The sequence below is a fragment of the Rufibacter roseolus genome, from assembly GCF_017916365.1.
Taxonomy (GTDB): domain Bacteria; phylum Bacteroidota; class Bacteroidia; order Cytophagales; family Hymenobacteraceae; genus Nibribacter; species Nibribacter roseolus.
Map to the genome: position 1 here is coordinate 2284187 of NZ_JAFMSU010000001.1, position 25311 is coordinate 2309497.

The following is a 25311-nucleotide window of genomic DNA, read 5'->3' on the forward strand; positions in this document are numbered from 1 at the left end:
AGCCATAATTCCCTTCCCGATTTTCTTTGTTTGGCTACCTTGAATAATCCTGTTTAAGGGCTGGTTTTGAGAAAACAGGCCCTAAATGAAGGTTTCAAGCCAAACTCTTACTTTTATGTTTACTGGCGGGGTTTTTGCGCGTATTATGGCTAAATTCGTAAAAAAACACCCTTGAAGTTCAGGTATACCCTTCCTCTTCTTTTCTTGCTTACATCCCTGTTGTTTGGGGGAGTTGCGGCCTTTTTGCAGGTGAGCATCCAGCGTGATTTATTGGAAGCCCCAGAGAAGCAGATGGTGGAAGAAGTGGAAGAGCGGTTGCATGGTTTAATGCAAGAGGCGGAGCAAGAGATGGCCGCCGTTTCCAACAGCCTGTCTCCTGATTCTGGCTTCTTTTCCCGGAATCTGCCCAAAACCAACATTCCGCTTTTCGTTTACCGCCAGAACAAACTCCTGTTCTGGTCTGAGCATTCCCTTCGGCCCGAGCTGGATCCCAGGTACTTAACCAAAAAGCAACAGGTTGTAGAGAACCGGTTCGGGAGGTTTATTGTGCTGCGCCAACAGCCCTCCAGGAACTATGCTGTTTTGGCCGTGATTCCGCTGGAGGTACGGTACGGAATCAGCAATGCCTATCTGCGCAGCGGACTTAATCCTCAGATTTTTGAAGACCACGTGGCGGCCATTCAGGTGGAAAGGGGCGGGGCGGCCATTCCTATTGCCGATGCGCGCGGTAATTATCTCTTCTCTCTGCAAGTGCTGGAGCCAGGGCAATGGCTGCATGCCGGCAAGTTTACCTTAGGTTTGTATATCCTTTCCATTATTGCCGCGGTCCTTTGCCTGGTTACGGTTCACCAGAGGCTGAAAAAATCAGGAAGGAAAATCGCTGCCTTGTGGACCATGATCCTGGGATTGCTGGTACTCCGGGTCATTATGCTATGGTCACAATTCCCTAACAATGTGCAGGACCTGGAGTTGTTCAGCCCAAGAGTTTATGCCGCCGCCTGGTGGTCACCATCTTTGGGAGATCTTTTGCTAAATGAGATTTGTTTTCTTACTATCGCCCTGCTGGTGTACAGGTTTGGCCGACCCGTCCATTTTGGGGCTGTTTTTCATGAAACGCCGCAGAAACAGCTGTGGAGTTGTATCGCCATTGGGGTGATTATCACCCTGGTGATCATAAGCTGGTATGAAACCTACCGCAGTCTTTTCGTGAACTCCCAGCCAAATCTGGACATCACCCAGAACATCCAGTTTGGGCCCGAGAAGCTGCTGTTGTACCTGGTAATGGTGCTCCATACGCTGGCCTTGAGCTGGATTCTGCGGCTGTTACTAAGTGCGTTGCCTTTTACCGCCGCCGGTAAAATGCCTTTTGCTTACACCTGGATCACGGTGCTGGTGCTGGCCTTGGGTTGGGCTTTCTGGCGTGATGCCCCTAGTGGCAACTGGATTGTCTTGTTCGCCAGCGCAGCTTTGGTGGGGTGGGAACAATTGCACCAGCGCCTGGGTCAGCGAGCCGGTATTTACTCCAGTATCTTTATGGTCAACATCCTCAGCGCCAGTTTGGGTGCTGCGGCCTTGTATGACCTCTATGCCGTGCAGCTCCGCGCCGATAAACAGCGACTGGCTTCTCAACTGCTCAAAGACCGGGACGATTTAACTGAATATCTGTTGGCCCAGGCGGCCCAGGACATAAGCAAGGATCCATTGATTCAGCACGTGTTCAATTCTCCGTGGGGCAAACTGAACATAGTGGATCAGAAAATCAGACGTCACCATCTACGGGCCATCACGGAGAACTACTCGGTGACGGTGCGCATGTTTGACTTCACTGGCGAAAGCTTTGATGATTTAGACAGCCTTTCCACTTTTGAAGCCTATGCCCAGAGATGGGGGCCCCGGTCTAAAAGCACGAACCAGCGAGGGCAGCTATTGGTGGGCTCAGAGAGTGACCCGGGCCGGTTCACGTATTTGCAGGAGATCAAAGTGCCCGTTGATTTTCAGCAGTGGGTAACGTTGGTGCTGGAGGTGAGCCCAAAGATAACGGCACCCAACAGCGTTTTGCCAGAATTACTGGTAGAACGGAAAAGCTCCCAGGAAAACACTATTCCTTCCAGCAGCTATGCCCTCCGGAAAGGGAACCGGTGGCTGAAGACCGAAGGGTATTTTGAGTACAGCCAGCTGTTCTCGCCCAATCTCTTCAACATTCCGCAACTGTATACCCAGGGCCTCAACATAGCAGATTACCACCACCTGGGTGCCCGCTCCAGCAGCGGTACTGTGGCTTTGGTAAGCACCCCGGCGTACGGGGCCCGGTCCTGGTTATCTAATTTTTCGTTCCTATTCCTGCTGCATTCCTTCTCGCTGTTCTCGCTTTTGTTGCTGGTGATGCTTTACCGGGGCCATTTGCTGGATACCATTCTCTCTACCTTCGGGACCAAGATTCAGCTTTTCCTGAACCTGGGGGTGTTAGTGCCCCTGGTGCTGGTGAGTATTACCATCGGAAGTCTGGTAACCAATTCTTACCGGCAGGATCTGATTAGGGGCTACACAGATCAGGGCGATTTTGTGCGCCAGAATATTCTTACGAGTAACTGGGGCCCTAACCTGTTCAAAGGTCGCGCTGATTCCCTGGCCCGCCGCATTAACCGTCTGGCCATGGTGGCCCAGGCCGAGCTGAACATCTATAATGCCGATGGGGAACTGCGGATATCGAGCCAGCCCGCTTTGTTTGAGGCTGGAGTGCTCTCCACCAGGCTCAATCCCAAAGCCTATGAAGTGCTCAAGGAGCAGGGACTGAACCGGGTGTTACTTCAGGAAAAAGCCGGCACTTTACCCTACAGCACCATCTACGTACCGCTCAGGGACCGTCCAACCAACAGCCCCGAGGGTTACCTGGCCATTCCGTTCTTCGATTCCGAGAAAGAGCTCAATTCCAAACTCATCCAGCTCATCACCACCATCCTGAACATCTTCACGCTGCTGTTCCTGCTGTTTGTGCTCATGAGTTACGTGGCCACCCGCGCGCTTACGGTTCCATTGCAACTTTTGACCGAGCGCCTCAAGCGTACCTCACTCACGGGCAGCAACGAGAAACTGGTATACCAGTCAAGGGATGAAATAGGTCTTCTTGTGCATGAGTACAACCAGATGCTGCAGAAACTGGAGGAAAGCAAGCGGGAACTGGCCTTACGCGAGAAAGAGGCGGCCTGGAAAGAAATGGCCCGGCAGGTGGCCCACGAGATCAAGAACCCGCTCACGCCCATGAAGCTTTCGCTGCAGTACCTGCGCAAAGCCATGCAGGACGGGCGCGGCAACCTGGAGGAACTAGTGGAGAAAATCTCCAACACCATGATCACGCAGATTGATGTACTAAGCGATATCGCCACCTCGTTCTCAAATTTCACGGCCATGCCTGATTTGAAACTGGAGACCCTGGAATTGAACGGACTGATACGCAGAACTTCTGATTTGCATTTGAACCCCCAGCAGCACAAAGTGGAAGTCGTACTGCCCCAAGAACCCGTATACGTGCGCGCCGATGAAAACCAGCTCATCCGGATCTTCAATAACCTGCTTTTAAATGCCTTGCAGGCCGTGCCTTCTTCAGAAACCCCCGAGTTAAAAGTGACGCTGGAATTGATGGATGCGCAATGGGCTTTGGTGGCGGTGCAAGACAACGGTACGGGTATCCCAGCCGATGTGCAGCCCAAGATCTTCGTTCCCAATTTCAGTACCAAATACTCAGGCTCCGGCATTGGGTTGGCGGTGGTGAAAAAAGGGGTGGAGGCCATTGGCGGTTCCATTTGGTTTGAGACGCAGGAAAACGTGGGCACCACTTTCTTCCTGAAATTGCCGGTGGTGCAGCCATGAAGCCCTGGGGCGTCATACTCTTCCTGGTATCGGCACTTCTGTGGGCAGGGCAAACCCAGGCGCAGGAGCTGACTAACCGCCGCTGCAAATGGGTGAAACTGCAGCCGGGCACTTTCCAGTTGGATTCTTTGACTGTGGCTGAGAACACCATCGAGATCCTGGACCGCCGCCAGATCCGGAAGCCGCTGGGTTTCCACTATGACCCGGTTACGAACCAGTTCCAGTTCATCGGCTTGCCCACGCCTGAACCTGCTCAAACCCTCAAACCGGAAAGCATCGCCCACGACAGCAGCGGCACGTTTTCGCCTCGATTTTCTCAAAAAGCCCCTGAAACAGACTCGGTTCTGGTGTGTTACCGGGTGCTGCCGCTCAATATCTCCAACCGTCGGTTCAAGCGCGACATCCGCACCTGGGATTCCACCTCCTTTGAGCGTTCCTACGTGTTTGACCAACCGGCTCCCCGCGAGGAGCTTTTCAAGACGCCGGGCCTGAACAAAACGGGTAGCATCTCACGCGGAGTATCCATTGGCAATACCCAGAACGTGTTTGTGAACTCGGCGCTGAACCTGCAGCTGGAAGGAAAACTCACGGATGAAATCAACATCACCGCCTCCATCACGGACCAGAACATCCCGTTCCAGCCCGAGGGGAATACCCAGCAATTGCAGGAGTTTGACCGGGTATTTATCACGCTGCAGCACCGGCTTTGGACGGTGACCGGCGGCGATGTGGTGTTGCGCAACCGGCCGCTGTCCCATTTTTTGCGGTTCTATAAAAACGTGCAGGGCGGGGCCTTGGAGGTGAACCGGGGTAAACCTGGTTGGGAAAGCGCTACATCGGTGGCGGCCTCGGTGGCGAAGGGGAAGTTCGCGTCAGAGAACATCACACCCATTGAAAGCGTGCAGGGGCCTTACCGCCTGCGCGGACCCAACGGCGAGCGCTTCATCATTGTGCTGGCCAACTCAGAGCGGGTGTACCTGGATGGCAAGCTGCTGCAACGAGGCTTTGACTTTGATTATGTCATTGACTACAACCAGGCCGAGATCACTTTCACCCCCAAATGGGTCATTACCCGCAACTCCCGTATTCGCGTCGATTTTGAGTATTCAGACCTGAACTACACCCGCAGCGTGGTGCACGCCAGCCATTACCAGAAAATGGGCAAATTCAACGTGTACGGCAACTTTTACAACGAGGCAGACAATCCTAACAGTCCGCTTACCTTGAACCTGAGTACCGATGAAAAGCGCCTGCTCTCGCAGATAGGCGACCGGCTGGACCTGGCGGCCGCCCCCAGCGGTGACTCCGTGCGCTTTGACCGAAACCAAGTGCTGTACCTGCGCAAAGACACCGTGACCGCCAGCGGCACCTATCCCATCTACCAGTTCTCCACCGATTCAACCCAAGCCTACTACGCCGTGAGTTTCACCGAGGTGGCCACCGGAGGTAATTACGTGCTGCAAAACAATACCGTGAACGGCCGCGTGTTCCAGTGGGTGGAGCCGGTGAACGGCGTTTCCCAAGGTCGCTACGAACCCATCCGGATTTTGCCTACGCCCATCCAGAAACAGATGATGACCTTAGGCGGAACCTGGTCTTTGGACGAGAAAAGCAGCGTTTTCCTGGAAGTGGCCGGCTCCAAAAACGACCTCAACCGCTACTCCAACCTGGACTCTCAGGATGACCAGGGCAAAGCCATCCGGGTGGGCTATCAGCTGAATGACCGCAACGTCAAGTTCCTGGGCGACTACAAGCTGCGCAGCGCCATGACCTATGAGTACACCGATCCCAACTTCACGCCCATAGACCGCTACCGCGATATTGAATTTGACCGCGACTGGAGCAGCCCCACCAACACCACGCTGGCGCGGCAGTCCCGGATTGAGGACCATATTTTCACTTTCTCGGTGGGCGGGGTGAAAGATGCGCTGCACTTCATTAATTACCGCATCAGCCGGCGGTTGCGGCCTACCGAGGTGGACGGCACGCAGCACTACGTGGAAATGACCCAGAAGCTGAAAGGGCTGGAGCTACGCGGCAACTTCTTCATGCTGAAGAATGAGCAAACGGAGAGTACCTCTAACTGGGTGCGCGGCGAGTTTGGCGTGCAATATCCTACTAAGTTCTTCACGCCGGGCTATATGTACCGCTTTGACAAAAACCGCATCACCTCCAAACTCAATGAAGCCCTATTAGGCTCTGCCAACTACTTTGACGACCATCTTTTCTTCGTAGAAAGCCGCGATACCGCTAATTTCAAGTACCGCGTGGAGTACAGCCGCCGGGTGGATTTTAGGCCCGAAAACGGAGAACTGGGCAATAAACAGACCGCCAACACCTTCAACTTCAGCACCAGCACGGTCATCAAGAAAAACCAGCAGATCACGGCGCTGATCACGCTGCGCAACCTGCAGGCGCGGGACAGCCTGCGCGAGACCACCGTGCTCTCCAAGATCAACTGGACCGGCGATTTCCTGGACCGCCACCTGCGCTCCGAGATGACTTACGCCATCGGTACGGGCCGGGAGTTGAAACGGCAGTACCTGTTTGTGGAGACCATTCCCGGGCAGGGAACCCACTTCTTTGAGGATTTGAACAAAGATGGCCGTCAGGATTTGAATGAGTTTTTTGAATCGCAGCCCTCAGACCCGCCGTACCGCCGCAACTTCATCAGGCTGTTCATTCCCACGGATGAATACGTCATCGCGTACACGAACAACTTCACCTACCGCCTCAACAGCAGCCTGCCCCGCGACTGGCAGAACTCAGAAATCAAATGGAAACGGATCCTGGCTAAGTTCTCGGCGCTTTCCTTCGTGACCATTGACAAACGTACCACCGATGCGAACCTGCGCAGCCGCTTCAACCCGTTCAGCCTGAACTTCGCGGATACCAGTTTGCTTTCCCTGAACCGTTCTTACCGCAACACGCTCTACTTCAACCGAAGTAACCCGAAATACGGAGTGGAGTGGACGTTCCAGCAAGGGCTGCAGAAGATCCTGCTTACCAACGGCACCGATGCCCGCAACAACACCACCCAGCAGGTGCTGGTGCGCGTGAACCTGACCGAGGTGTTTTCAAGCCAGTTGAACGTAACCAGGGCCAAACGGGAAAGCGCCTCCAATTACCTTACCACCAAGAATTTCCTTATCCGGTCCTGGGAAGCCATGCCGGAACTCTCGTATCAGCCCAACCCCACCATCCGGTTTACCGGCACCTACCAGTGGCTGAACAAAGCCAACGAGCAGGGCGCGCAGGAAAAGGCCCAGTTCCATGAATTAGGCACGGAGACCCGATTAAGCCAGGTAGGGAAACGGACGGTTACGGGAATTGTGAAGTACATCAAGATCAACTACACCGGGCTGGAAACCTCGCCGGTAGCGTTTGAGATGCTCAACGGTTTCAGGGCCGGGAACAACCTCACCTGGAACCTGGCCCTGCAGCAACGCCTCAGCAGCGGCCTCAACATCACCTTTGACTATGACGGCCGCAAACCCCAGGGCATTAGAACCATCCACACCGGCCGGATGCAGGTATCGGTGCTGTTTTAATCAGGATTTAGGAATTGGTTTTTCTCTGACCGTTGCCGGTCTTGATGGTGAGTTTTTCCTGCCTTTATTCATCACCCTTTTGTCATTCTGGAAGGATCTTGTGGGCAAACTAGATAGACCATAACAGAACTGCTCCTTCCTAAGCAGAGAAACCGGGAAATTTTTGGTTTTGTGCCTCCCTGGAATAGAAAGCGGGCTGAAAAAAGAGATGGGAACGTTTCGGCTACGGAACTTACTGATCCTCGTTTCTTTCGTAGCGGGCAATGATCTCCTCGGCTTCCTGTTGGTTTAAAGAAGAGACGACCACCTTCACGGCTCCGCCTCCACCGGCAGCCACTTGCCAAGGGGCAATAGAACCAATGTGTTGATCTTTCAGGAAAGCCTGGATGCCGGCGTTCTCCAGCATGCTTTTCACCACATTCGCCTCCATGGCACTGCCGGAAAATACGATGACTGGTTTTGGTTTGAAATTGTCACTCATAATCTGTTGGTACAAAAAGAAAGGGGAAAGGGGGTGTAGGGAAAATAAACCTCTTCGCCTAAAACCATGCGCTACCTGCTTTTCCCGTTTTAAGCCCGATTTTCAAAAAACGGGCCCAAAATGCCCATGAACAATTCTTAATTATTCAAGTAGTGGTGTAGTGGCGCCGGAGCCAGGCGCTGATACCGCTGAGGCCGGGAAAAAGGACGCGCTCGGTGATGTTGGCCTGGTCCAGTTTGTCCCTGATTTCCCACTTGAGTTTGGCCGGAATGATGAGCCTGTAATACAACTCAGGGTGCTCCAGGAGCCAGTCGCAGAGCATGGCTTCCGGGGTAGACATCATGGAGAACAGGGCGTACTGGTGCACAATGCGCTCATCCAGGGACGGTGGTTCCATGAACAGCACAAACGGTTTCTCCTGGAACTCGCCCAGGCTGTTGAGCGAGGTGGCTATGGGTTCCAGCACCTCGGGAGTGAACACATTGGAGCCTTCTTTCCTGATGACATTCTGCAGTTTGTCGGGCAGGTATTCAGTGGATTTGACATAGTTCACGCACCAGATCACGCCGTCTTCATGGAAGTTGTTGAGGTCTGAGGTGGCAAAGTGCAGCGCCACGTACGGCGAGTAGGTCCAGTCCATGAGGCGGGTAGGCAGGCCGTGGTGTTGGGCCACCGCCAGCCAGTTCCAGAAAGACTCGCCTACCTCCATAGTGCCGCGGGAGTATTTGCGGAAATTGCGCAGCAGGTGGGGTTCCAGTTTAGGATAATCCCCGCCAATGCGCATGAGGCTGGTCTTGAGGTTATACGCCTTGTTCCATAGGCCCCGGAAGACATAGGGGGAGCGGTACCGGTTCAGTTTATCGTCCCAAGAATCACGAAAAAGCTCTCGCTGCAGTTCTTCCCAAGTTTCTATTCGCAGATCATTGGGCATCGCCAAAGAATCAGATGAAGCTTCTTCACTCATGTCGTTTTCTACGATGGAGTAGGCCATAGGAGTTCCGCTGCTAAAACAGATTAAGAGTTAATTCAAATCGTTAAGGTATTTATACGAAAGCTGAGGGAAGTGATACCACGTTCAAGATAGCGAAAATCCCAGCCGTTTTAAGGTCGTTTTTACAAAATCGGCCTTAAAACAGAAGAGCAGCCTTTAGGGCTGCTCTTCTGTTTTCTTAGTAGTAAGAACCCGATAAAAGGTAGTTCTGCACATAATCCTGGATGCCCTGTTCCAGCGTATGGAACGGTTTGTCATACCCAATGCCTTTTAGTTTAGCCATGTTGGCCTGGGTGTAGTACTGATATTTATCGCGGATGTCCTCGGGGGTGTCTTTGAAATCAATGTTGATGTCAGCGCCCATGGAGGTGAAGGTGTTGAAGGCCAGGTCCAGGAAAGTGCGGGCCTCACCGCTGCCCAGGTTGTAGATGCCTGAGTTCTTGCGGTGGTGCATAAGCCAGTACATCACGTCTACCACATCTTTCACATACACGAAATCACGCATCTGCTTGCCGTCTTCGTAGTCTGGGTTGTGCGACCGGAACAAAGTAAGGCGGCCGGTATCTTTAATGGAATTGAAAGCGTGCATCACCACCGAGGCCATTCTGCCTTTGTGGTATTCATTAGGTCCGTAGACGTTGAAGAACTTCAGGCCCGCCCAGAAGAACGGCTTGGCGGTTTGCTCCAGCGCCCAGATATCAAAGTCGTTCTTGGATTCGCCGTAGGCGTTGAGTGGCCGGAGCAGGGAAATGATGGATTCGTCATCGTCATAGCCCAGGGTACCGGAGCCGTACGTGGCCGCCGAGGAGGCGTATACCAGCGGAATCTGGTACTCGCAGCAGGCGTTCCACATTTTTTTGGAGTAGTCCAGGTTCAGGAGATTGAGAACCTCCAGGTTTGTTTCGGTGGTATCGGTGCGGGCGCCCAGGTGGAAGATGAACTCCACATCCTCATAATGCTTGTCCAGCCAGGTGAAGAAATCGTGCCGGTCCACAAATTCCTTTATCTTTTTGCCTTCCACGTTAGGCAGCTTTTTCGCCACGGAAAAGTTGTCTACCACCACTATGTCATTGAAATTGGCGGCGTTGAGACGCGAAACAAGGCAACTGGCTATAAAACCGGCCGCTCCGGTGACTACTATCATGTATACAGGGGTTAAGTTGTGTGCAAAGCTACCCAAAGGTACGAAAGTTTTGAACTGTGGGCCGTGCTGATGTTAGGCCCGGCTTAAGCATGAGATTTCTGTTTTAAGCCAAATTCCTAGAAAACAGCCCTGAAACAACGTCTATGTGGATAGGCTGCTTTTCATTTTAAGGCGCTTTTTAGAAAGTGGCCATGAAACGGCAGAGGCAGGAGGGAGGCCGCGCTGTTTAAGCTACGGGCAAATCCTGTATCTTTGGCCCAGTCTCCTAGAATCTGTTCTTCGTGAAACAAACCAACTTTCTGTTTTCCCTGTCCACCCTGCGGCTTTTCATGGGGCTTTGTTGCCTGCTATTTTTCTTCTCCTGCGATTCCAGAAAGGCAGCCGCCCCATCCACTGCTGAGTTCCATACCGTCACCGATGACCTGGGCCGAAAGGTAGAACTGCCGGTAGAACCGCGCCGCATCATGGCTCTGGCCCCGTCTATGACCGAGATGCTTTTCGCCGTCGCTGATACCGCCACCATTGTGGGCCGTACCCAGAACTGCGATTATCCTGCGGCCGCGCTTACCAAACCTGTGGTGAACAACTATCCCATGGATTATGAGAAGCTGCTCTCCCTTAAACCAGATGTGGTGTTTGCCACCGAAGGCATTATCTCCATGGAAGTGGCGGCGCAGGTGCAGAAGATGGGCATCCCTATTTATTTCCAGGCCTATGACAGCGTCACCGATATTCTGCGCGGCATCAGAAACCTTGGATTTCTCCTGAACCGCCGGGAAAAGGGTCAGGCAGTGGCAGATTCCCTCCAGGCCTGGTTAAACCAACTCGCCGCTGATTCTGCCCGTGGCACCAGACCAAGAGTATTGGCCATTACCTGGAAAGACCCCATCTACGTGTACGGCCGCAACACCCTATTCACCGATAAACTCCGCTACGCCGGCGGCCAAAATGCCGTCACTGAAGTCTTTGCCCAGCCTTACCCGGCGCTCACCCGCGAGTATATCCTTAAGATGAACCCAGATTTGATCATCGGGGGGAGTTTTGACCAGATGGAAAAGACGTTCTTCTCTTTGTACCCCGAGTTGCGCCGCATCAAAGCCTACCAGCAGAAAAGGATTTTTGACGTGACTGATGACCTCATGTCCCGGCCCAGTCCGCGCGTGGTGGAAGGTATTGCCGAGCTTAAAGCCGTGCTGCAGTGAGAAAGGCGCTGCCCATATTGCTGGGATTACTGGTGCTGCTGACTCTTGGCCTTTTTCTGGGGCTCAAGGTGGGGAGCTTAGATACTTCATACGCTACCGTTTTAGACGCGATTTTTGAATATGATGCCCAAAACGCCACGCATTACAGCATCATCCACTTACGCTTGCCTCGTTTGCTGCTGGCCTTTCTCACGGGCGCCTCGCTGGCTTTCTCTGGTTACCTCATGCAAGCTTTGGTGAATAATGCCCTGGCAGATCCTTATCTGCTGGGTACGGCCTCTGGTGCTTCACTGGGCGCCTCTTTCAGCTTCTTTCTTCTCACTGATCTTACTTTTATGGGTTTGTACCTTCCGCCGTTTTTTGCTTTGGTAGGTTCTTTTGCAGTGACGTTGGTGGTAGTGTTATTGGGCTCTCGGAGAGGTCAGTTGGTGCCAAGTCAGATGCTGCTGGTGGGAGTGGCCCTCAGTTCTCTGCTTACTGCGGTGGTTAGCCTCATCATGTTTTTGTCAGATTCAGAAAGCCAGTTGAAGTCAGTGGTTTTCTGGAGCATGGGCGGTTTCGAGAAGGCAGACTGGTCTAACCTGGGTTATCCGGCGGTAGCGTTGGCGGCGGGGTTGGTGCTGTTTTTCTTTCTGCAGCGGCATCTGAGCGTGCTACTGTTGGGCGCTGACCGCGCGGAGACTTTAGGAGTGGATGTGCGGCTCATCCGGTGGATTATGCTGGGGGCGGTTTCGGTGGTGACGGGGTTTGCGGTGGCGTTCTCGGGGCCGGTGGGGTTTGTGGGGCTCATGGTACCTCACTTCACGCGCGCGCTGCTGGGTACTACCAACCGGTTCAACTTGATTGCCTGCGCCCTGGGCGGAGGTTTGTTTCTGGTGGTCTGTGATTTGATTTCCAGGTGGATTTATCCGCCGGCCGGCATGCCAGTTGGTATCGTAACTTCCTTCTTTGGTGTGCCTTTCTTCGTATATTTGCTGCGGAGAAAGAATTACCGATTCAGTTAATGGTATACGTAAGCAGATTAGAGCATTTCAACGCGGCACACAAGCTGCATAACCCCAATTGGTCGCTGGCAAAGAACAAAGAAGTCTTTGGGCCTTGCGCAAACACCAACTGGCATGGGCACAACTATGAACTGATAGTAACGGTGAAGGGAAAGCCAGATCCTGATACAGGATTCGTGATTGATTTAAAGAAACTGAGTACTCTTATAAGAGAGCACATCATTAAGAAAGTGGACCATAAGAACCTGAACATGGACGTGGCGTTCATGGAAGGTAAACTGGCCAGCACAGAAAATCTGGTCATTGAATTCTGGAACATCCTCAATCCCCTAATCCCTCGTATATCATCCAGTGCGCAACTACACAGCTTAAAGCTGTATGAGACCCCTCGTAACTTTGTGGAATATTTTGGAGAATAACTAACGATCAAACTACTAACGGAGGAAGAACAAGGCGAGATAATTTATCTATATAAAACAATATCAGCGGTTTAATATCGTTTTGGCACAAACATTGTGTCCGGAAGGAGAAATTGGCTGTTCATTGTTCAAGCCCTGTTACTGTTCAGACACCACTCAATGAAATATTACATTATTGCCGGAGAACGCTCTGGAGACCTGCATGCCTCCAACCTGATCAAGCAATTGCATGAGCAAGATCCAGAGGCGCACATCCGCTGCTGGGGCGGCGACATGATGGAGGCCGCAGGGGCAGAATTGGTGAAACACTACCAGGAGATGGCCTTCATGGGCTTTCTGGAGGCCGCCAAGAACCTTTTCAAAATCAAGCGTTTTCTCAAAGAGTGTCAGGACGACCTACTGGCGTATAAGCCGGATGTAGTGATCCTGGTGGATTATGCCGGGTTCAATATGCGCATCGCCAAATTCGCGAAAGAACACGGCCTCAAAGTCTTTTACTACATCTCCCCTAAAATCTGGGCCTGGAACCAGGGACGCGTGCACACCATCAAGAAACTGGTGGACAAGATGTTCGTGATCATGCCATTTGAGAAGGACTTCTACCAGAAGTTTGACTACAAAACCGATTACGTGGGCAACCCGGTCTCAGACGCAGTGGCCGCGCACCAGGTAAACCCCAACTTCCGGAAAGACAACGACCTGGATGAGCGTCCCATTATTGCAGTGCTGCCCGGCAGCCGTCAGCAGGAGATAGAGAACATCCTTTACATCATGCTCAGCATTCTGCCGCCGTTCCAGGATTACCAGTTTGTGGTGGCCGCCGTGAGCAACTTTGACCGGGAGTATTACGAGCACTTCAACCGCAAGCCGTTCATCAAAATCGTCTACGACCAGACCTATGATATCCTGGCCAACGCCGAGGCCGCTTTGGTGACCTCGGGCACGGCCACGCTGGAGACGGCCATGTTCAGTGTACCGCAGGTAGTGTGCTACCGCACCAGCGCCGTTTCTTACTGGATTGGCCGCGCCGTAATCAAAGTGCCTTACATTTCATTGGTAAATTTGATTGCCGGCCGCAAAGTAGTACCGGAACTCATCCAGGGCGATATGAACGCGCAGAACCTGGTGCGGGAACTGAAAAACATTCTGAACAACCCAGCAGGCCGGGCCGCCCAACTGGAGGGCTACAAACGCGTGCAGGAGCTGATTGGCGATTTCAACACCTCGCAGACCGCCGCTAAACTGATGGTACAGTACCTGAAAGAAGGCAAAACGGCCCAGGAAACGAGTCAACCTCTGAAGACCGCGTTTTAAGGCTATTTTCTTAAAACCAAGTTTAAAACCGATAATCATATAAAAGAGAAGGCCTCCCTTACCAGCAGTAAGGGAGGCCTTCTCTTTTATGGTTTAGAAAGAAACGCTTAGGCTACTTTCAGTTTTTTCACCGCTGATTTCTCAAATTTCTCGCGGGCGTAATCCAGGGTGATGACCAGGTCAGTGGTACCGCCTTCGTGTTCCTCAGATGGCAGGTCAAACATAGCGTCGGTCATGATGCCTTCGCAGATGGAGCGCAGGCCACGGGCACCCAGTTTGTACTCAGCGGCTTTCTCCACAATGTACTCCAGGGTTTCCTCGGCAAACTCCAGGTTAATGTTCTCCATCTCAAACAGGCGCTTGTACTGTTTCACTAGGGAGTTCTTCGGCTCAGTGAGGATCAGGCGCAGGGTCTCGTTATCCAGCGGGTTCAGGTGCGTCACTACTGGCAGACGACCTATCAATTCAGGAATCAAACCGAAGGATTTCAAATCCTGAGAGGTGATATAGCGCAGGAAGTTTTCAGTGTCCATTTTCTCCTCCAGGTTGGTGGATGAGAACCCAATTGGCTTGGTGTTGAGGCGACTCTTGATGAGGCGATCAATGCCTACAAAGGCGCCTCCGCAGATGAACAGGATATTCTCGGTGTTCACCGAGATCATTTTCTGCTCTGGGTGCTTACGGCCTCCCTGCGGCGGAACGTTCACTGAGGTTCCTTCCAAGAGTTTCAATAAAGCCTGTTGCACACCTTCACCAGACACATCGCGGGTGATGGATGGGTTATCGCTTTTGCGGGCGATTTTGTCAATCTCGTCAATATACACGATGCCGCGCTCAGCAGCCTCTACGTTGTAATCAGCGGCTTGCAGAAGACGAGTAAGGATGCTTTCTACGTCTTCGCCTACGTAACCAGCCTCGGTCAAAACGGTAGCATCAGCGATACAGAACGGAACCTGCAGGATACCGGCCAGCATACGGGCCAGGAAAGTTTTACCGGTTCCGGTTTCGCCCACCATGATGATGTTGGATTTCTCAATCACCACGTCATCAGTCTTAGGCTTCTGCATGAGGCGCTTGTAATGGTTGTACACCGCTACAGACATCACCTTCTTGGCTTCGTCCTGGCCTACCACAAACTGATCAAGGTAGGTTTTCATTTCCCTTGGTTTGATCAGGTTGAATTTAGGCGCCCGGTTGGTGGCACGTAACCGGTTCTCCTCATTCAATATCTGCTGCGCCTGTCCAATGCAACGCTCACAGATATGCGCATTGATGCCTGAGATCATCACAGACACCTCTTTCTTATTCTTTCCGCAAAAGGAGCACGTTATTTCTGCCATAAACCGAAGAGTGGGATGTGTATTGTCCGGCTTTAGGTGCGCCGGGTACGACAAAGTTACAAAATTGGTTAGGCACTACGCCAAAATATTTTTGCACAAGTTATCCAACATGCGTCAGGAAGTGGTTGGAAGCGAGGGTATTATAAAATATAGCATATGTTGTATCTGATTGAAGCAGAATACGCTGTGCTATATGTGGCAGAACAAAGCAGGTACAATTACCCTAAAAGCTGCGCATAAAAAATCTTTGCAGGCCTTAAATTGCCCATTGTTTTACGCCTGTATTCAGGAATATACCCTTAAAACATGGCCGATATCAGGAAAGTGCCTTACTTCTTAGAATGGAATTTCTACCGTAATATGCGGTAGAAAAGGTCATTGGTTTCTGACAGAAAAAACGGATCCACATGAAAAAGGCCTGCTACAGAGCAGGCCTTTTTTAGTTTACAATATAGTGTTGCTTATGCTTTATGGCGGGTTAACACCTCGTCAATAAGGCCGTATTCCTTGGCTTCCTGGGCAATCATCCAGTAGTCACGGTCACTGTCTTTGTCAACTTCCTCAATGGGTTTGCCGCTGTGGCTGGAGATGATCTCGTACAGCTCTTTCTTCAGCTTCAGGATCTCGCGGGCGGTGATCTCAATGTCTGAGGCCTGTCCCTGGGTTCCACCCATTGGTTGGTGAATCATTACGCGGGCGTGGGGTAGGGCAGAGCGCTTATCTTTGGCGCCGCCGCAAAGCAACACTGCACCCATAGATGCTGCCAAACCGGTACAGATAGTGGCCACGTCTGGCTGCACGTATTGCATGGTGTCATAGATACCCAAACCGGCATACACAGAACCTCCCGGGCTGTTGATGTACAACAGAATGTCTTTTTTAGAGTCCACGCTTTCCAGGAACAGCAACTGGGCAGTGATAATGTTAGCGATATAATCATCTACCTGGGTGCCCAGGAAAATAATACGGTCTACCATCAGGCGGGAGAAAACGTCAATCTCCCGGAAATTGGTAGGTCTTTCCTCAATCACGGAACGCGTCATGCTGGTTGGCTGCATGCTGGTCTTGCTTTCAATGTGGGTGAGGTATTGGTCAACGCCCAGGCCACTCATGCCCAGGCCGTGCACGGCAAATTTTCTGAATTCGTCTTTAGTATACATAAGGGTTCTGTTTAGATGCCTTAACTTAAAAAGAAACGCGATGGTTACAAGAATAACCAGAAGTAACAAACTGGGTTTACCCGTTCCGGGATTGTTTTCCTAAAATCAGGCCAAAAACGATTAATGGTTTTTTACTGCCATTATGGCCGATGACGGGGCAGGAGGCGTTCTCTCTACTTCTCAGAATTCATGCCCGGGGAGGGCCAATGCGTGCCGTCTTTTACGTACCACCGGCTGCGTACCGCGGGTCAAGTTAAAGGATTTTCCTGAAGAATAACCTCTATGCCGTTTTTCACCGCTTGCCTTCACTTTCTGTCAGGGAAGTGATCCTGGCCCTAAGTGCTGCGTGGTACCTGTTGTAAACAAAAAAGTCCTTACTGTATGTAAGGACTTTTTTGTTACTATGAAGTAGTACCGCTTAAGCGCCTACTTTGTTGCGGAATTCCTCGGCAGAAACGGTGTTTTCTGTGATGGTGATTTTGTCTTTCACAAACTCCAGCACTTTCTCAGCAACCAGCGCCTCGTACTCGTTCACGAAGTTACGGCCGTTGTTTTGCTTCAGGTGGTTGTCCAGGAAGTTATTGAAAGTGGCTTCCATCTCTTCCGGCACCTCTGGCATGTTGAACTGAGCCATCATTTTCTGACGCGCGCTGTTCACCACATCTTCGTTGCTTACTTTGATGTCATTCTCTTCCACCACTTTGTTGCGGATCATAGACCACTTCAGTTCTTTCACATACTGGTCATAGAACTCATCAATCTGCTCTGGGGTGATTTTGCCTTCGTTGGTAACGGCTAACCAGCGCTTGAAGAACTCAGTAGGGATCTCAATAGAAGATTTGTCTACCAGTTGGTCAATCACGTCGCGGTCCAGCACGTTCACAGCTTCACGGTCATAGTTCTCTTTGATAACCTCGCGTACTTTGGCGTCAAATTCTTCCTGCGTGGTCACGTTGCCTTGTCCGAAGATCTTGTCAAAGAACTCCTGGTTCATCTCGGCTGGCTCAGTGCGGTTGATTTTCTCTACCGTGAAAGTGAATTCGCCGTTCAGGTCTTTGGTCACTTCTTTGCTCAGGCCAGTCACGTGTGCCAAAGCGGCATCATCGCCAAACGCCTCGCGGATGTCAAAAGTGATGGTGTCGCCTGGTTTCACGCCCACGAATTTGTCGGCACCGGCTAACACTTTGTTTAAAGGAAGAAGCGTTTTGGTCTCAAACTCACCATCTACTTGCTTCAGGTCGCCGTACAGGTAATCATTGGCTTCAGAAACCTCCGGATTGGTGGTTTGGCCAAACTGGCGCTGCATCTGCTCATAAGCCTCGTCAACAGTGGTTTGGTCTACTTCGATGTCATATTTCTGCACAGACACCTCGTTCAAAGGCAGTTCAAACTCAGGCAACAAACCAACGGCGTAGCTGAATTCAAACTCTTTCTGGTTGTCCCAGTCAATGGCGTTCTCGTCCTGACGGTCCGGAAGCGGCTCGCCCAGGATGCGCAGTTTGTTTTCTTTGATGTAGTTGTTTACAGACTCGTGCAGCAACTGGTTGATGGACTCCACCAAAATGCCTTTGCCGTACATCTTACGGATCAAACCAGCAGGAACCTTACCAGGGCGGAAACCTTTGATGTTGGCTTTCTTGCTGTATTCTTTGATTTGCTCGTCTACACGGGCGGCGTAGTCGGCCTCTTGCAGGCTAACTTTTAGGCTGGCATTCTGGCCATCGGTTTGATTGAGGGTGATATTCAAAGCTATCAGAGTTTAATTGTGCTACGGTTAAATTGAAAAAACCCCCAACCCCGGTTGGGATTGAGGGTTTGACTTGTGCGGATGGAGGGACTCGAACCCCCATGCCTCGCAGCGCTAGATCCTAAGTCTAGTGCGTCTACCAATTTCGCCACATCCGCATCAATGTGTTTTTGTATTTGGTGCTGCAAATGTAGCAAACTCTTTTTTGTTTATGCAACTCTCTTTCGTTTTTTTTGTTGAAATTTATAAAAAGAGGTCAGAAACGGGTTGGCATTTGCCAGACCCCCGTTTTTGATGTACCTACCCTTATGATTGACCACGAAGCAGAACGAAAAGAGATTCTGCGCCATTACCGAAAGTTACTGCGGCACGCCAAGCCTTTTCTGAAGGACAACGACGCCAAGATCATAAAAAAGGCTTTTAACACCTCGTTGGAGGCCCACAAAGACATGCGCCGGAAGTCTGGCGAGCCGTACATTCTGCACCCTCTGGCCGTAGCCCAGATTGCCGTGGAGGAGATTGGCCTGGGAACCACCTCCATTGTGGCGGCCCTGCTGCACGATGTGGTAGAGGACACCGACCTGGAGATTGCCGACATTGAGCGTGACTTCGGGCCCAGCGTAGCCCGCATCATTGAAGGCCTCACCAAGATCTCAGGCGTATTTGAATACGGTACCTCGCAACAGGCCGAGAACTTTAGGAAGATGCTGCTCACGCTCTCTGATGATGTGCGTGTGATCCTCATAAAACTGGCCGACCGCCTGCACAACATGCGCACGCTTGGCAGCATGGCCCGCGATAAGCAGCTCAAGATCGCCTCTGAGACCATGTACCTGTACGCCCCGCTGGCGCACCGCCTGGGTTTGTATGCCATTAAGTCTGAGCTGGAGGACCTGCACCTGAAGTACACCGATACGGAGACCTACAAGTTCATCTCCAACAAGATCAGGCAGACCAAAGCGGCGCGTAACAAGTTCATCTCTGATTTCATCGGTCCAATTGAGGAAGAACTGCGGCGGCAAGGCTTCACCGATTTTGAGGTAAAGGGACGGCCCAAGTCCATCTACTCCATCCTCAAGAAGATGAAGAAGCAGAATGTCACCTTTGAGGAGATCTATGACCTGTTTGCCATCCGGATTATCCTGAACGTGCCCTATGAGCAGGAGAAACCCGTCTGCTGGCGCGTCTATTCCATTGTAACGGACTTCTATCAGCCTAATCCAGACCGCCTGCGCGACTGGATCAGTACGCCTAAAGCCAACGGTTACGAGGCACTGCATACCACTGTGATGAGTAAGACCGGACAGTGGGTAGAGGTGCAGATCAGGACCAAACGCATGGATGACATCGCGGAGCGCGGGTACGCCGCCCACTGGAAATACAAAACCGGCAGCAACGCACCCTCAGAGTCTGGTCTGGATAACTGGATCAACAAGGTGCGCGACATGCTGGACGTGAACAACACCAACGCCATCGAGTTCCTGGACGAGTTCCGCACGAACCTGTTTGTGGAGGAGGTCTTTGTCTTTACGCCCAAAGGCGAGCTCATTATCTTGCCAGACCGCGCCACTGCTTTGGACCTTGCTTTCGAAATTCACACCCAAATCGGTTACCAAAGCTTGGGCGCGAAGGTGAATCAGAAGCTGGTGCCGCTCAGTTACCGCCTGCACAACGGGGACCAGGTAGAGATCCTGACCTCGCAGAAGCAGAAACCTACCGGCGAGTGGCTCAAGTTTGTGACCACTTCCAAGGCCCGGTCCAAAATAAAAGAGTTTTTGCGCGAAGAACGCAAAGGAAAAGCCGAGGAAGGGCGCCAGCAGGTGGTGGACCGGTTGCAGCTTTTGTCTATTGAGCCCTCGGCGGCGAACCTTAACCGGCTGGCGGCTTATTTCAACGCTTCCTCGCTGCAGGATTTCTTTTACCGCGTGGCGGTGAACCTCATTGACCTTAAAGAAATCAAAGAATACATCTTTAATCCGCAGAGCGAGAAATACCGCCCGGCGTCCCTGTTAGTGGGTTCCAACTTTGACAAGGAGGTGGAGAAAATAAGGGGTGTCAACTCGCAGCTGCTGGTGATTGGCGGCGGCACCGATAAGATTGACTATGAGCTGGCCAACTGCTGTAACCCCATCCCTGGCGATGACGTGTTCGGGTTCCAGACGGTAGACCATGGCATCACCATCCACCGGACCACCTGCCCCAAAGCCGTGGAGCTGATGTCTAACTATGGGCACCGCATTGTGAAGGCTAAATGGACCGGCCAGCAGGAACTTTCCTTCCTGGCGGGTATCACGCTCAAAGGAACCGATAGGGTAGGTCTGGTAAATGACGTGACTAAGATCATCTCCAACTCTTTGAAGGTGAACATGCGTTCCATCACCATTGACTCGCATGACGGCGTGTTTGAAGGTCGCCTGATGGTGTTCGTGAATGACACTGCGCAACTGGAGAAACTGATCCAGAAACTGCTTAAGGTTAATGGCGTGCTGAGTGTTGACCGATTTGACTCTTAAATTATGGATAAACTTAATTTTAATCTGAACCTTAAGAGTCAAATGAAATACCTTTTCCTGATTCCGTTGCTCTTGATTATGAGTTGTAATGCCAACAGTCAGACATTAAAGAATAAGAAATTGCTTAGCGCCCTAAATAATTCTAGCCTTAAAGGGAGGGGAAACCTCATTGAAATAACTTCTAATGAATTCAGACTGGACTACTACGATATCCACGAAAAAGATAGCCACCTTGAGTTCCTGAATGCAAAAGGTTATCAGGGAGGTGGACCTAGCTGGTTGGGGATTATCTACGGAGCTATTCAAATGTCAGACCCGACTATTGAATCTAAAATCAGATTTGATGATGAAGCCGAAGGACTAGCCATTTGGAGTTCTGACAGAGAAACTCTTGAAAAGGTGAGCAGATTGATTTCTGTGGTGAAATCAGACGAGGGAATCTTGTTAAAAGCTATTGAGGTAGCAGACCAAGCCGGACAAATGGAATAAGTTAAACTGCTTACAGCATTATGTCATTGCCTGTAAAGACTATTGCCTGCTCCTTATAAGTAGCAGATAAAAAGGAAAGCCCCACAAATCAGTGGGGCTTTGCTTTTTCAATAGGTGAAGCGATTAGTTGTTTTCTGCTTAAGACTCGTTTTCTGAAAACTGACTGGAAAACGTGCGGGGCAGAAGAAGGTGGTTTCTTTTAAAGAATTAGAACTTATAGCTCAGGCCAAGGGTGATGTGAGACATCGGGCCAGACTCCAGTTCCAGGTGGGCACCTACGCTCTCGGTGAAGAAATAGCGGGCACCAGCCAGTACACCAACTTTCACTTCTCCCTCAGAGGCATCACCATAGTAATAAGAGTCATAGTTTACTTTGGTTCTGGCGTAGCCAAGGTTTAAGCCAGCATAAGTGTCCAGTTTCTCGTTTTTGGCCAGATCAAGGTGGTAGGCACCTTTCGCCCCGAAGTACATCACTGTCCATTTGTAGTCGCCTTCGCCCCATTTATAGTGTGAGTAAGAGAAAACACCGCCTACCCCAATGGTTCCTGGGCCAGCGGCCACGTTCAATCCTCTCTCATAAGAGAAGGTGAGGGGCATAAGTCTGCTTCCGCCTTTAGGGTAATCCAGGTTGTGTACTAACCCAAGCCCAAAGGAGATTACGTTTGACCCGCCCCCGAAAGCGGCGGAAGTCTGTTTTTTGCTTTTGGCTGGGCTTGCTACTTCTGGGGCTGGTGCTGGGGCAATAGCAGCTGTTTCAACCGGTTTTACCGGAGCGGCAGAGGCAACGGTTTTAGCCGGGGCTTTTTTAGTTGTAACAGCAGCGGTTGATTTTCTTACGGTGGAGGAAGCTGAATATGTTTTTGGTTTGGCAGTAGCCGCAGTAGCGGTTTTTGCCTTCGCTGTAGAAGCAGTGGCGGTGGTTTTCGCTTTGGCCTGCGTAGAAGTTGACGTTTTTGTTTTGGTTTGCGCTGATACAGCCAAAGAAGCTAAACATACTAAGCCTGTTAAGGTAAGCGAGCGCATGCCATGCAAAAAGGTTGAATTTTTCATAATTGTAATTTTCAGAAAGGGTTAAAGATTCTTGAAGGGTTAAAAATGTCTTGGAGGATTATGAGATTGTCTGAAAGGCCTTTCTTAACAATTCTTATTTCGTGTTCCTGTTCTTTAGACACAGTGAAAAGGACTAACCCCTACTTTGGCGAGTTGAAATTTGGATGTTTTGGATGAACCCATTAATTCAAAGGATGAAATGGGCGAAACAGATACCGAAACGGAAAGAGGAAAATGGGTGGAATATGGGCTTCCTGTTTTTCTGGTGATTTCCTGAAACAAGGCTTTAAACAGAAACGGGCAGGCCTGTACTGGAAGAAGAGGCAGAAGCCGAAAAGAGGCTTGTTCCTTACTCGTTCCTTATTTGAAGAGCCGGGATGCCGGCAAGCCCTAAGAAAAAGCTACCGGCATTAGTTTTTCTGGATTTGCTTTTTAGGGGTGTTTTTAGCATTCCCACGTAAAACCTGTTAAGTTTGTAGCAGAAGAAGGCGTATGGCACTAGATGAAGTGAAATTCATGGAGGTGAAGAAGATATTCACCGCCTATTTAGAAAGCAAGGGTCTCCGGAAAACCCCGGAGCGCTATGCTATATTAGAAGAGATCTATTCGCGCACCGGACATTTTGATGTAGAATCGCTTTACATCAGCATGAAGAACAAGAACTACCAGGTGAGCCGGGCAACCGTATACAATACCTTGGATCTATTGGTAGAAAACGATCTGGTAAGTAAACATCAGTTTGGCCGTAACCTAGCCCAGTATGAGAAATCGTACGGCCGCCGCCAGCATGACCACGTCATTTGTACCGAATGCCACAAAGTGGTGGAGTTCTGTGACCCGCGGGTGCATAACATCCAGACCATGGTGGGTGATCTGCTTAATTTTAATATTCTGCACCACTCCCTAAATTTGTACGGTATTTGTGGTGACTGCCAGGCCAAACTAAACGCACCCATCCATGAAAATTGACCATTCGTTAGAAAACAACATCCTGATCATAAGACTGGAAGGGGACATGATTGGAGGCCCTGAGACGCAACGCCTAATGGATCTGGCCAACAATACCATTGATGATGCGCTGCTGCTCTCAGCGGTGGATCTGTCCAATGTGCGGTTTATCAATAGCACCGGCATTGGCGTTTTGGTTTCCCTCTTAACCAAATTCAGAAACCGCGGTGGGGAGCTTATTCTCATCAACCCCTCAGAACACATTCGTAAGTTATTAATAATCACAAAACTGAGCGCCATCTTTACCATTGCCGAGGATGATACCAAAGCCGTTCAGCTTCTTAAAGAATCAGTTTAAATGCCAGTTGACATTTTAGTAGGCCTCCAGTGGGGCGATGAAGGAAAAGGTAAGATCGTTGATGTACTTGCTCCTCAGTATGACGTGGTAGCCCGTTTCCAGGGTGGCCCTAATGCCGGACACACCCTTGAGTTTGAGGGAACCAAGCACGTGCTTCACCAAATACCTTCCGGTATCTTCCATGAGCACATCACCAACATCATCGGGAATGGCGTGGTGCTGGACCCAATCGTTTTCCGTACTGAAGTAGAGAAACTGGCTGCCAGGGGAGTGGATGTTTCCCGTAACCTTTTCATCTCCAAGAAAGCCCAGCTGATTCTGCCCTCGCATAAAAGCCTTGACAGAATCTCTGAGGAGGCTCTGGGCACTTCAAAGATCGGTTCTACCCAAAAAGGAATCGGACCGGCTTACCAGGACAAAATCGGTCGTAGCGGTCTGCGTGTAGGAGACATCCTCCAATCCGATTTCCAGGAGCGTTACCGAATCACGGTAGCCAAGCACCAGAAAATAGCCTCTTTTTACCAAAAGGATCTTGAAATAGAAGAACTGGAGCAACAATTCTTCAGCGCTATTGACTTCCTGCGCACCTATACCTTGGTAGATTCAGAATACATGATCAACCAAGCCATAAAGGACGGCAAGAAAATCCTGGCTGAAGGTGCGCAAGGTTCTCTCCTTGATATCGACTTTGGTACCTATCCGTTTGTGACATCCTCTAATACGTTGGTGGCAGGTGCCTGCACAGGCTTAGGAATTGCTCCGCGTCATATAGGTGAAGTGTACGGTATCTTCAAAGCCTACTGTACCCGCGTTGGAAGCGGTCCATTCCCAACAGAGCTTCATGACGAAGTAGGCGAGAAGATCCGCCAGGCAGGAAGAGAGTTCGGTTCTACCACCGGACGTCCTCGTCGCTGCGGCTGGATAGACCTGCCCACCTTGAAGTATGCGATCATGCTGAATGGCGTAACGCAGCTCAACATGATGAAGGCCGATGTACTGGATGACTTTGATGAGATCAGCGTCTGCACCCATTATAAACTACCAGACGGTACCATTACCGAACAGGTGCCTCATGACCTTGATAAGACCGATCTCACGCCGGTATACATCACCATGAAAGGCTGGGGCGAAGAGCTCCGGAATTACGAAGCCTACAACGAGCTGCCCAAAGCGGTTCTGGAGTATGTGGCTTATTTAGAAGAACAGTTAGAGGTAAGCGTGAACATCATCAGCGTTGGCCCAGATAGAAAGAGCACTCTGGTAAAATAATCGCCAGATACAATACTAGAAGAAGGCAAGGTGGAGCTCACCTTGCCTTCTTTGTTTACCAAGGGCTGGGATAAGGGAGAAGAGAATAAACGATAGCTTAGGAAGGCGCCATTCACTTTGAAGAAAATCTACAAAGCCTTGGAACTTCCTAATACCCTCCAGCAATAGTTCTTCCCCAGACACCGGCCGGGAGCCCCTCAAAATAGTGAGAAGAAAAACCTACCCCTATCGGGAACTTCCAGGTACCTCATGGTGGTTCTAGCCCAGGGGCCAGCAGGGGCTCTTAGCTGAAAGGAATCCATCGAAAAATTTTTCCTAATTGGAACTTCCTGTCCTTCACTATGGTTAACCCCTAGGCTCCGGCAAGGAACAGCGAAAAGGGACCTTCTCCAGAAGAAAGCCCTTGGAAGCTGAAAGAGTTTTGCTACCTTTGCAGCCCGCCCGGCAGGGGAGGGACGCAGAAC

General features: G+C 51.0%; 19 protein-coding genes and 1 tRNA gene. 12 read left to right on the forward strand and 8 right to left on the reverse strand.

Going from position 1 to position 25311, the window contains the following annotated elements; genetic code table 11:
- The first annotated feature begins 204 nt into the window (after positions 1-204).
- A complete protein-coding gene (locus J3P35_RS09020; RefSeq protein WP_210463992.1) occupies positions 205-3867 on the forward strand; it encodes a sensor histidine kinase in 3663 nt (1220 codons plus the stop codon).
- Positions 3864-7418 (forward strand): hypothetical protein, encoded by a 3555-nt coding sequence (locus tag J3P35_RS09025; RefSeq protein WP_210463993.1) that lies wholly within the window; start codon positions 3864-3866, stop codon positions 7416-7418. Before J3P35_RS09020 ends, J3P35_RS09025 begins: the two co-directional genes overlap by 4 nt.
- A gap of 232 nt (positions 7419-7650) precedes the next feature.
- Here the strand turns inward: J3P35_RS09025 and J3P35_RS09030 are convergent, their stop codons facing one another.
- The 3 genes from J3P35_RS09030 to rfaD form a co-directional block, all read right to left on the reverse strand.
- Entirely contained in the window at positions 7651-7899 is a 249-nt protein-coding gene (locus J3P35_RS09030; RefSeq protein WP_210463994.1) for a putative signal transducing protein, read from the reverse strand.
- A 145-nt stretch (positions 7900-8044) separates the two neighbouring features.
- Entirely contained in the window at positions 8045-8890 is an 846-nt protein-coding gene (locus J3P35_RS09035) for an FRG domain-containing protein (protein ID WP_246850048.1), read from the reverse strand.
- A gap of 178 nt (positions 8891-9068) precedes the next feature.
- On the reverse strand, positions 9069-10034 hold the full coding sequence (rfaD, locus tag J3P35_RS09040) for an ADP-glyceromanno-heptose 6-epimerase (protein ID WP_210463995.1): 966 nt from the start codon (positions 10032-10034) through the stop codon (positions 9069-9071).
- A 281-nt stretch (positions 10035-10315) separates the two neighbouring features.
- On the opposite strand from rfaD, the gene J3P35_RS09045 reads away from it, so the two are divergent.
- The 4 genes from J3P35_RS09045 (at position 10316) to lpxB (ending at position 13973) form a co-directional block, all read left to right on the forward strand.
- Positions 10316-11236 (forward strand): ABC transporter substrate-binding protein, encoded by a 921-nt coding sequence (locus J3P35_RS09045; protein WP_317195363.1) that lies wholly within the window; start codon positions 10316-10318, stop codon positions 11234-11236.
- Positions 11233-12240, forward strand: a complete 1008-nt coding sequence (locus tag J3P35_RS09050) for a FecCD family ABC transporter permease (protein WP_210463996.1) — start codon at positions 11233-11235, stop codon at positions 12238-12240. Before J3P35_RS09045 ends, J3P35_RS09050 begins: the two co-directional genes overlap by 4 nt.
- The gene (locus J3P35_RS09055) at positions 12240-12659 is read left to right on the forward strand and encodes a 6-pyruvoyl trahydropterin synthase family protein (protein WP_210463997.1); all 420 of its coding nucleotides are present in this window, start codon (positions 12240-12242) and stop codon (positions 12657-12659) included. Before J3P35_RS09050 ends, J3P35_RS09055 begins: the two co-directional genes overlap by 1 nt.
- Positions 12660-12818: 159 nt before the next feature.
- Positions 12819-13973: a lipid-A-disaccharide synthase gene (gene lpxB / locus J3P35_RS09060; protein WP_210463998.1), complete on the forward strand. Its 1155-nt coding sequence runs from the start codon at positions 12819-12821 to the stop codon at positions 13971-13973.
- Positions 13974-14080: 107 nt separating this feature from the next.
- Here the strand turns inward: lpxB and clpX are convergent, their stop codons facing one another.
- The 4 genes from clpX to J3P35_RS09080 form a co-directional block, all read right to left on the reverse strand.
- Complete coding sequence (gene clpX, locus J3P35_RS09065; protein WP_210463999.1) at positions 14081-15313, reverse strand: ATP-dependent Clp protease ATP-binding subunit ClpX; 1233 nt, start codon at positions 15311-15313, stop codon at positions 14081-14083.
- Positions 15314-15774: 461 nt separating this feature from the next.
- Positions 15775-16473 (reverse strand): ClpP family protease, encoded by a 699-nt coding sequence (locus J3P35_RS09070; protein WP_210464000.1) that lies wholly within the window; start codon positions 16471-16473, stop codon positions 15775-15777.
- A gap of 418 nt (positions 16474-16891) precedes the next feature.
- Positions 16892-18220, reverse strand: coding sequence for a trigger factor (tig, locus tag J3P35_RS09075; RefSeq protein WP_210464001.1), 1329 nt, complete (start codon positions 18218-18220; stop codon positions 16892-16894).
- 76 nt (positions 18221-18296) lie between these two features.
- Positions 18297-18378: transfer RNA gene (locus tag J3P35_RS09080), tRNA-Leu, on the reverse strand.
- Positions 18379-18528: 150 nt separating this feature from the next.
- Between J3P35_RS09080 and J3P35_RS09085 the strand changes: the two genes are divergently transcribed.
- Both J3P35_RS09085 and J3P35_RS09090 read left to right on the forward strand, forming a co-directional pair.
- Complete coding sequence (locus J3P35_RS09085; protein WP_210464002.1) at positions 18529-20733, forward strand: RelA/SpoT family protein; 2205 nt, start codon at positions 18529-18531, stop codon at positions 20731-20733.
- 3 nt (positions 20734-20736) lie between these two features.
- Positions 20737-21222 carry an Imm51 family immunity protein gene (locus tag J3P35_RS09090; protein ID WP_210464003.1) on the forward strand — a complete coding sequence of 162 codons (486 nt, stop codon included), beginning with the start codon at positions 20737-20739 and terminating at the stop codon, positions 21220-21222.
- 207 nt (positions 21223-21429) lie between these two features.
- Here the strand turns inward: J3P35_RS09090 and J3P35_RS09095 are convergent, their stop codons facing one another.
- Positions 21430-21819 carry an opacity family porin gene (locus tag J3P35_RS09095; RefSeq protein WP_210464004.1) on the reverse strand — a complete coding sequence of 130 codons (390 nt, stop codon included), beginning with the start codon at positions 21817-21819 and terminating at the stop codon, positions 21430-21432.
- A gap of 106 nt (positions 21820-21925) precedes the next feature.
- On the opposite strand from J3P35_RS09095, the gene J3P35_RS09100 reads away from it, so the two are divergent.
- The 4 genes from J3P35_RS09100 to J3P35_RS09115 all read left to right on the forward strand — a co-directional run bounded on the left by J3P35_RS09100 (position 21926) and on the right by J3P35_RS09115 (position 24847).
- Entirely contained in the window at positions 21926-22297 is a 372-nt protein-coding gene (locus J3P35_RS09100) for a hypothetical protein (protein WP_210464005.1), read from the forward strand.
- A gap of 467 nt (positions 22298-22764) precedes the next feature.
- Positions 22765-23241, forward strand: coding sequence for a Fur family transcriptional regulator (locus J3P35_RS09105; protein ID WP_210464006.1), 477 nt, complete (start codon positions 22765-22767; stop codon positions 23239-23241).
- Positions 23231-23578, forward strand: coding sequence for an STAS domain-containing protein (locus tag J3P35_RS09110; RefSeq protein ID WP_210464007.1), 348 nt, complete (start codon positions 23231-23233; stop codon positions 23576-23578). Before J3P35_RS09105 ends, J3P35_RS09110 begins: the two co-directional genes overlap by 11 nt.
- Positions 23579-24847: an adenylosuccinate synthase gene (locus J3P35_RS09115; protein WP_210464008.1), complete on the forward strand. Its 1269-nt coding sequence runs from the start codon at positions 23579-23581 to the stop codon at positions 24845-24847.
- The last annotated feature ends 464 nt before the right edge of the window (positions 24848-25311 follow it).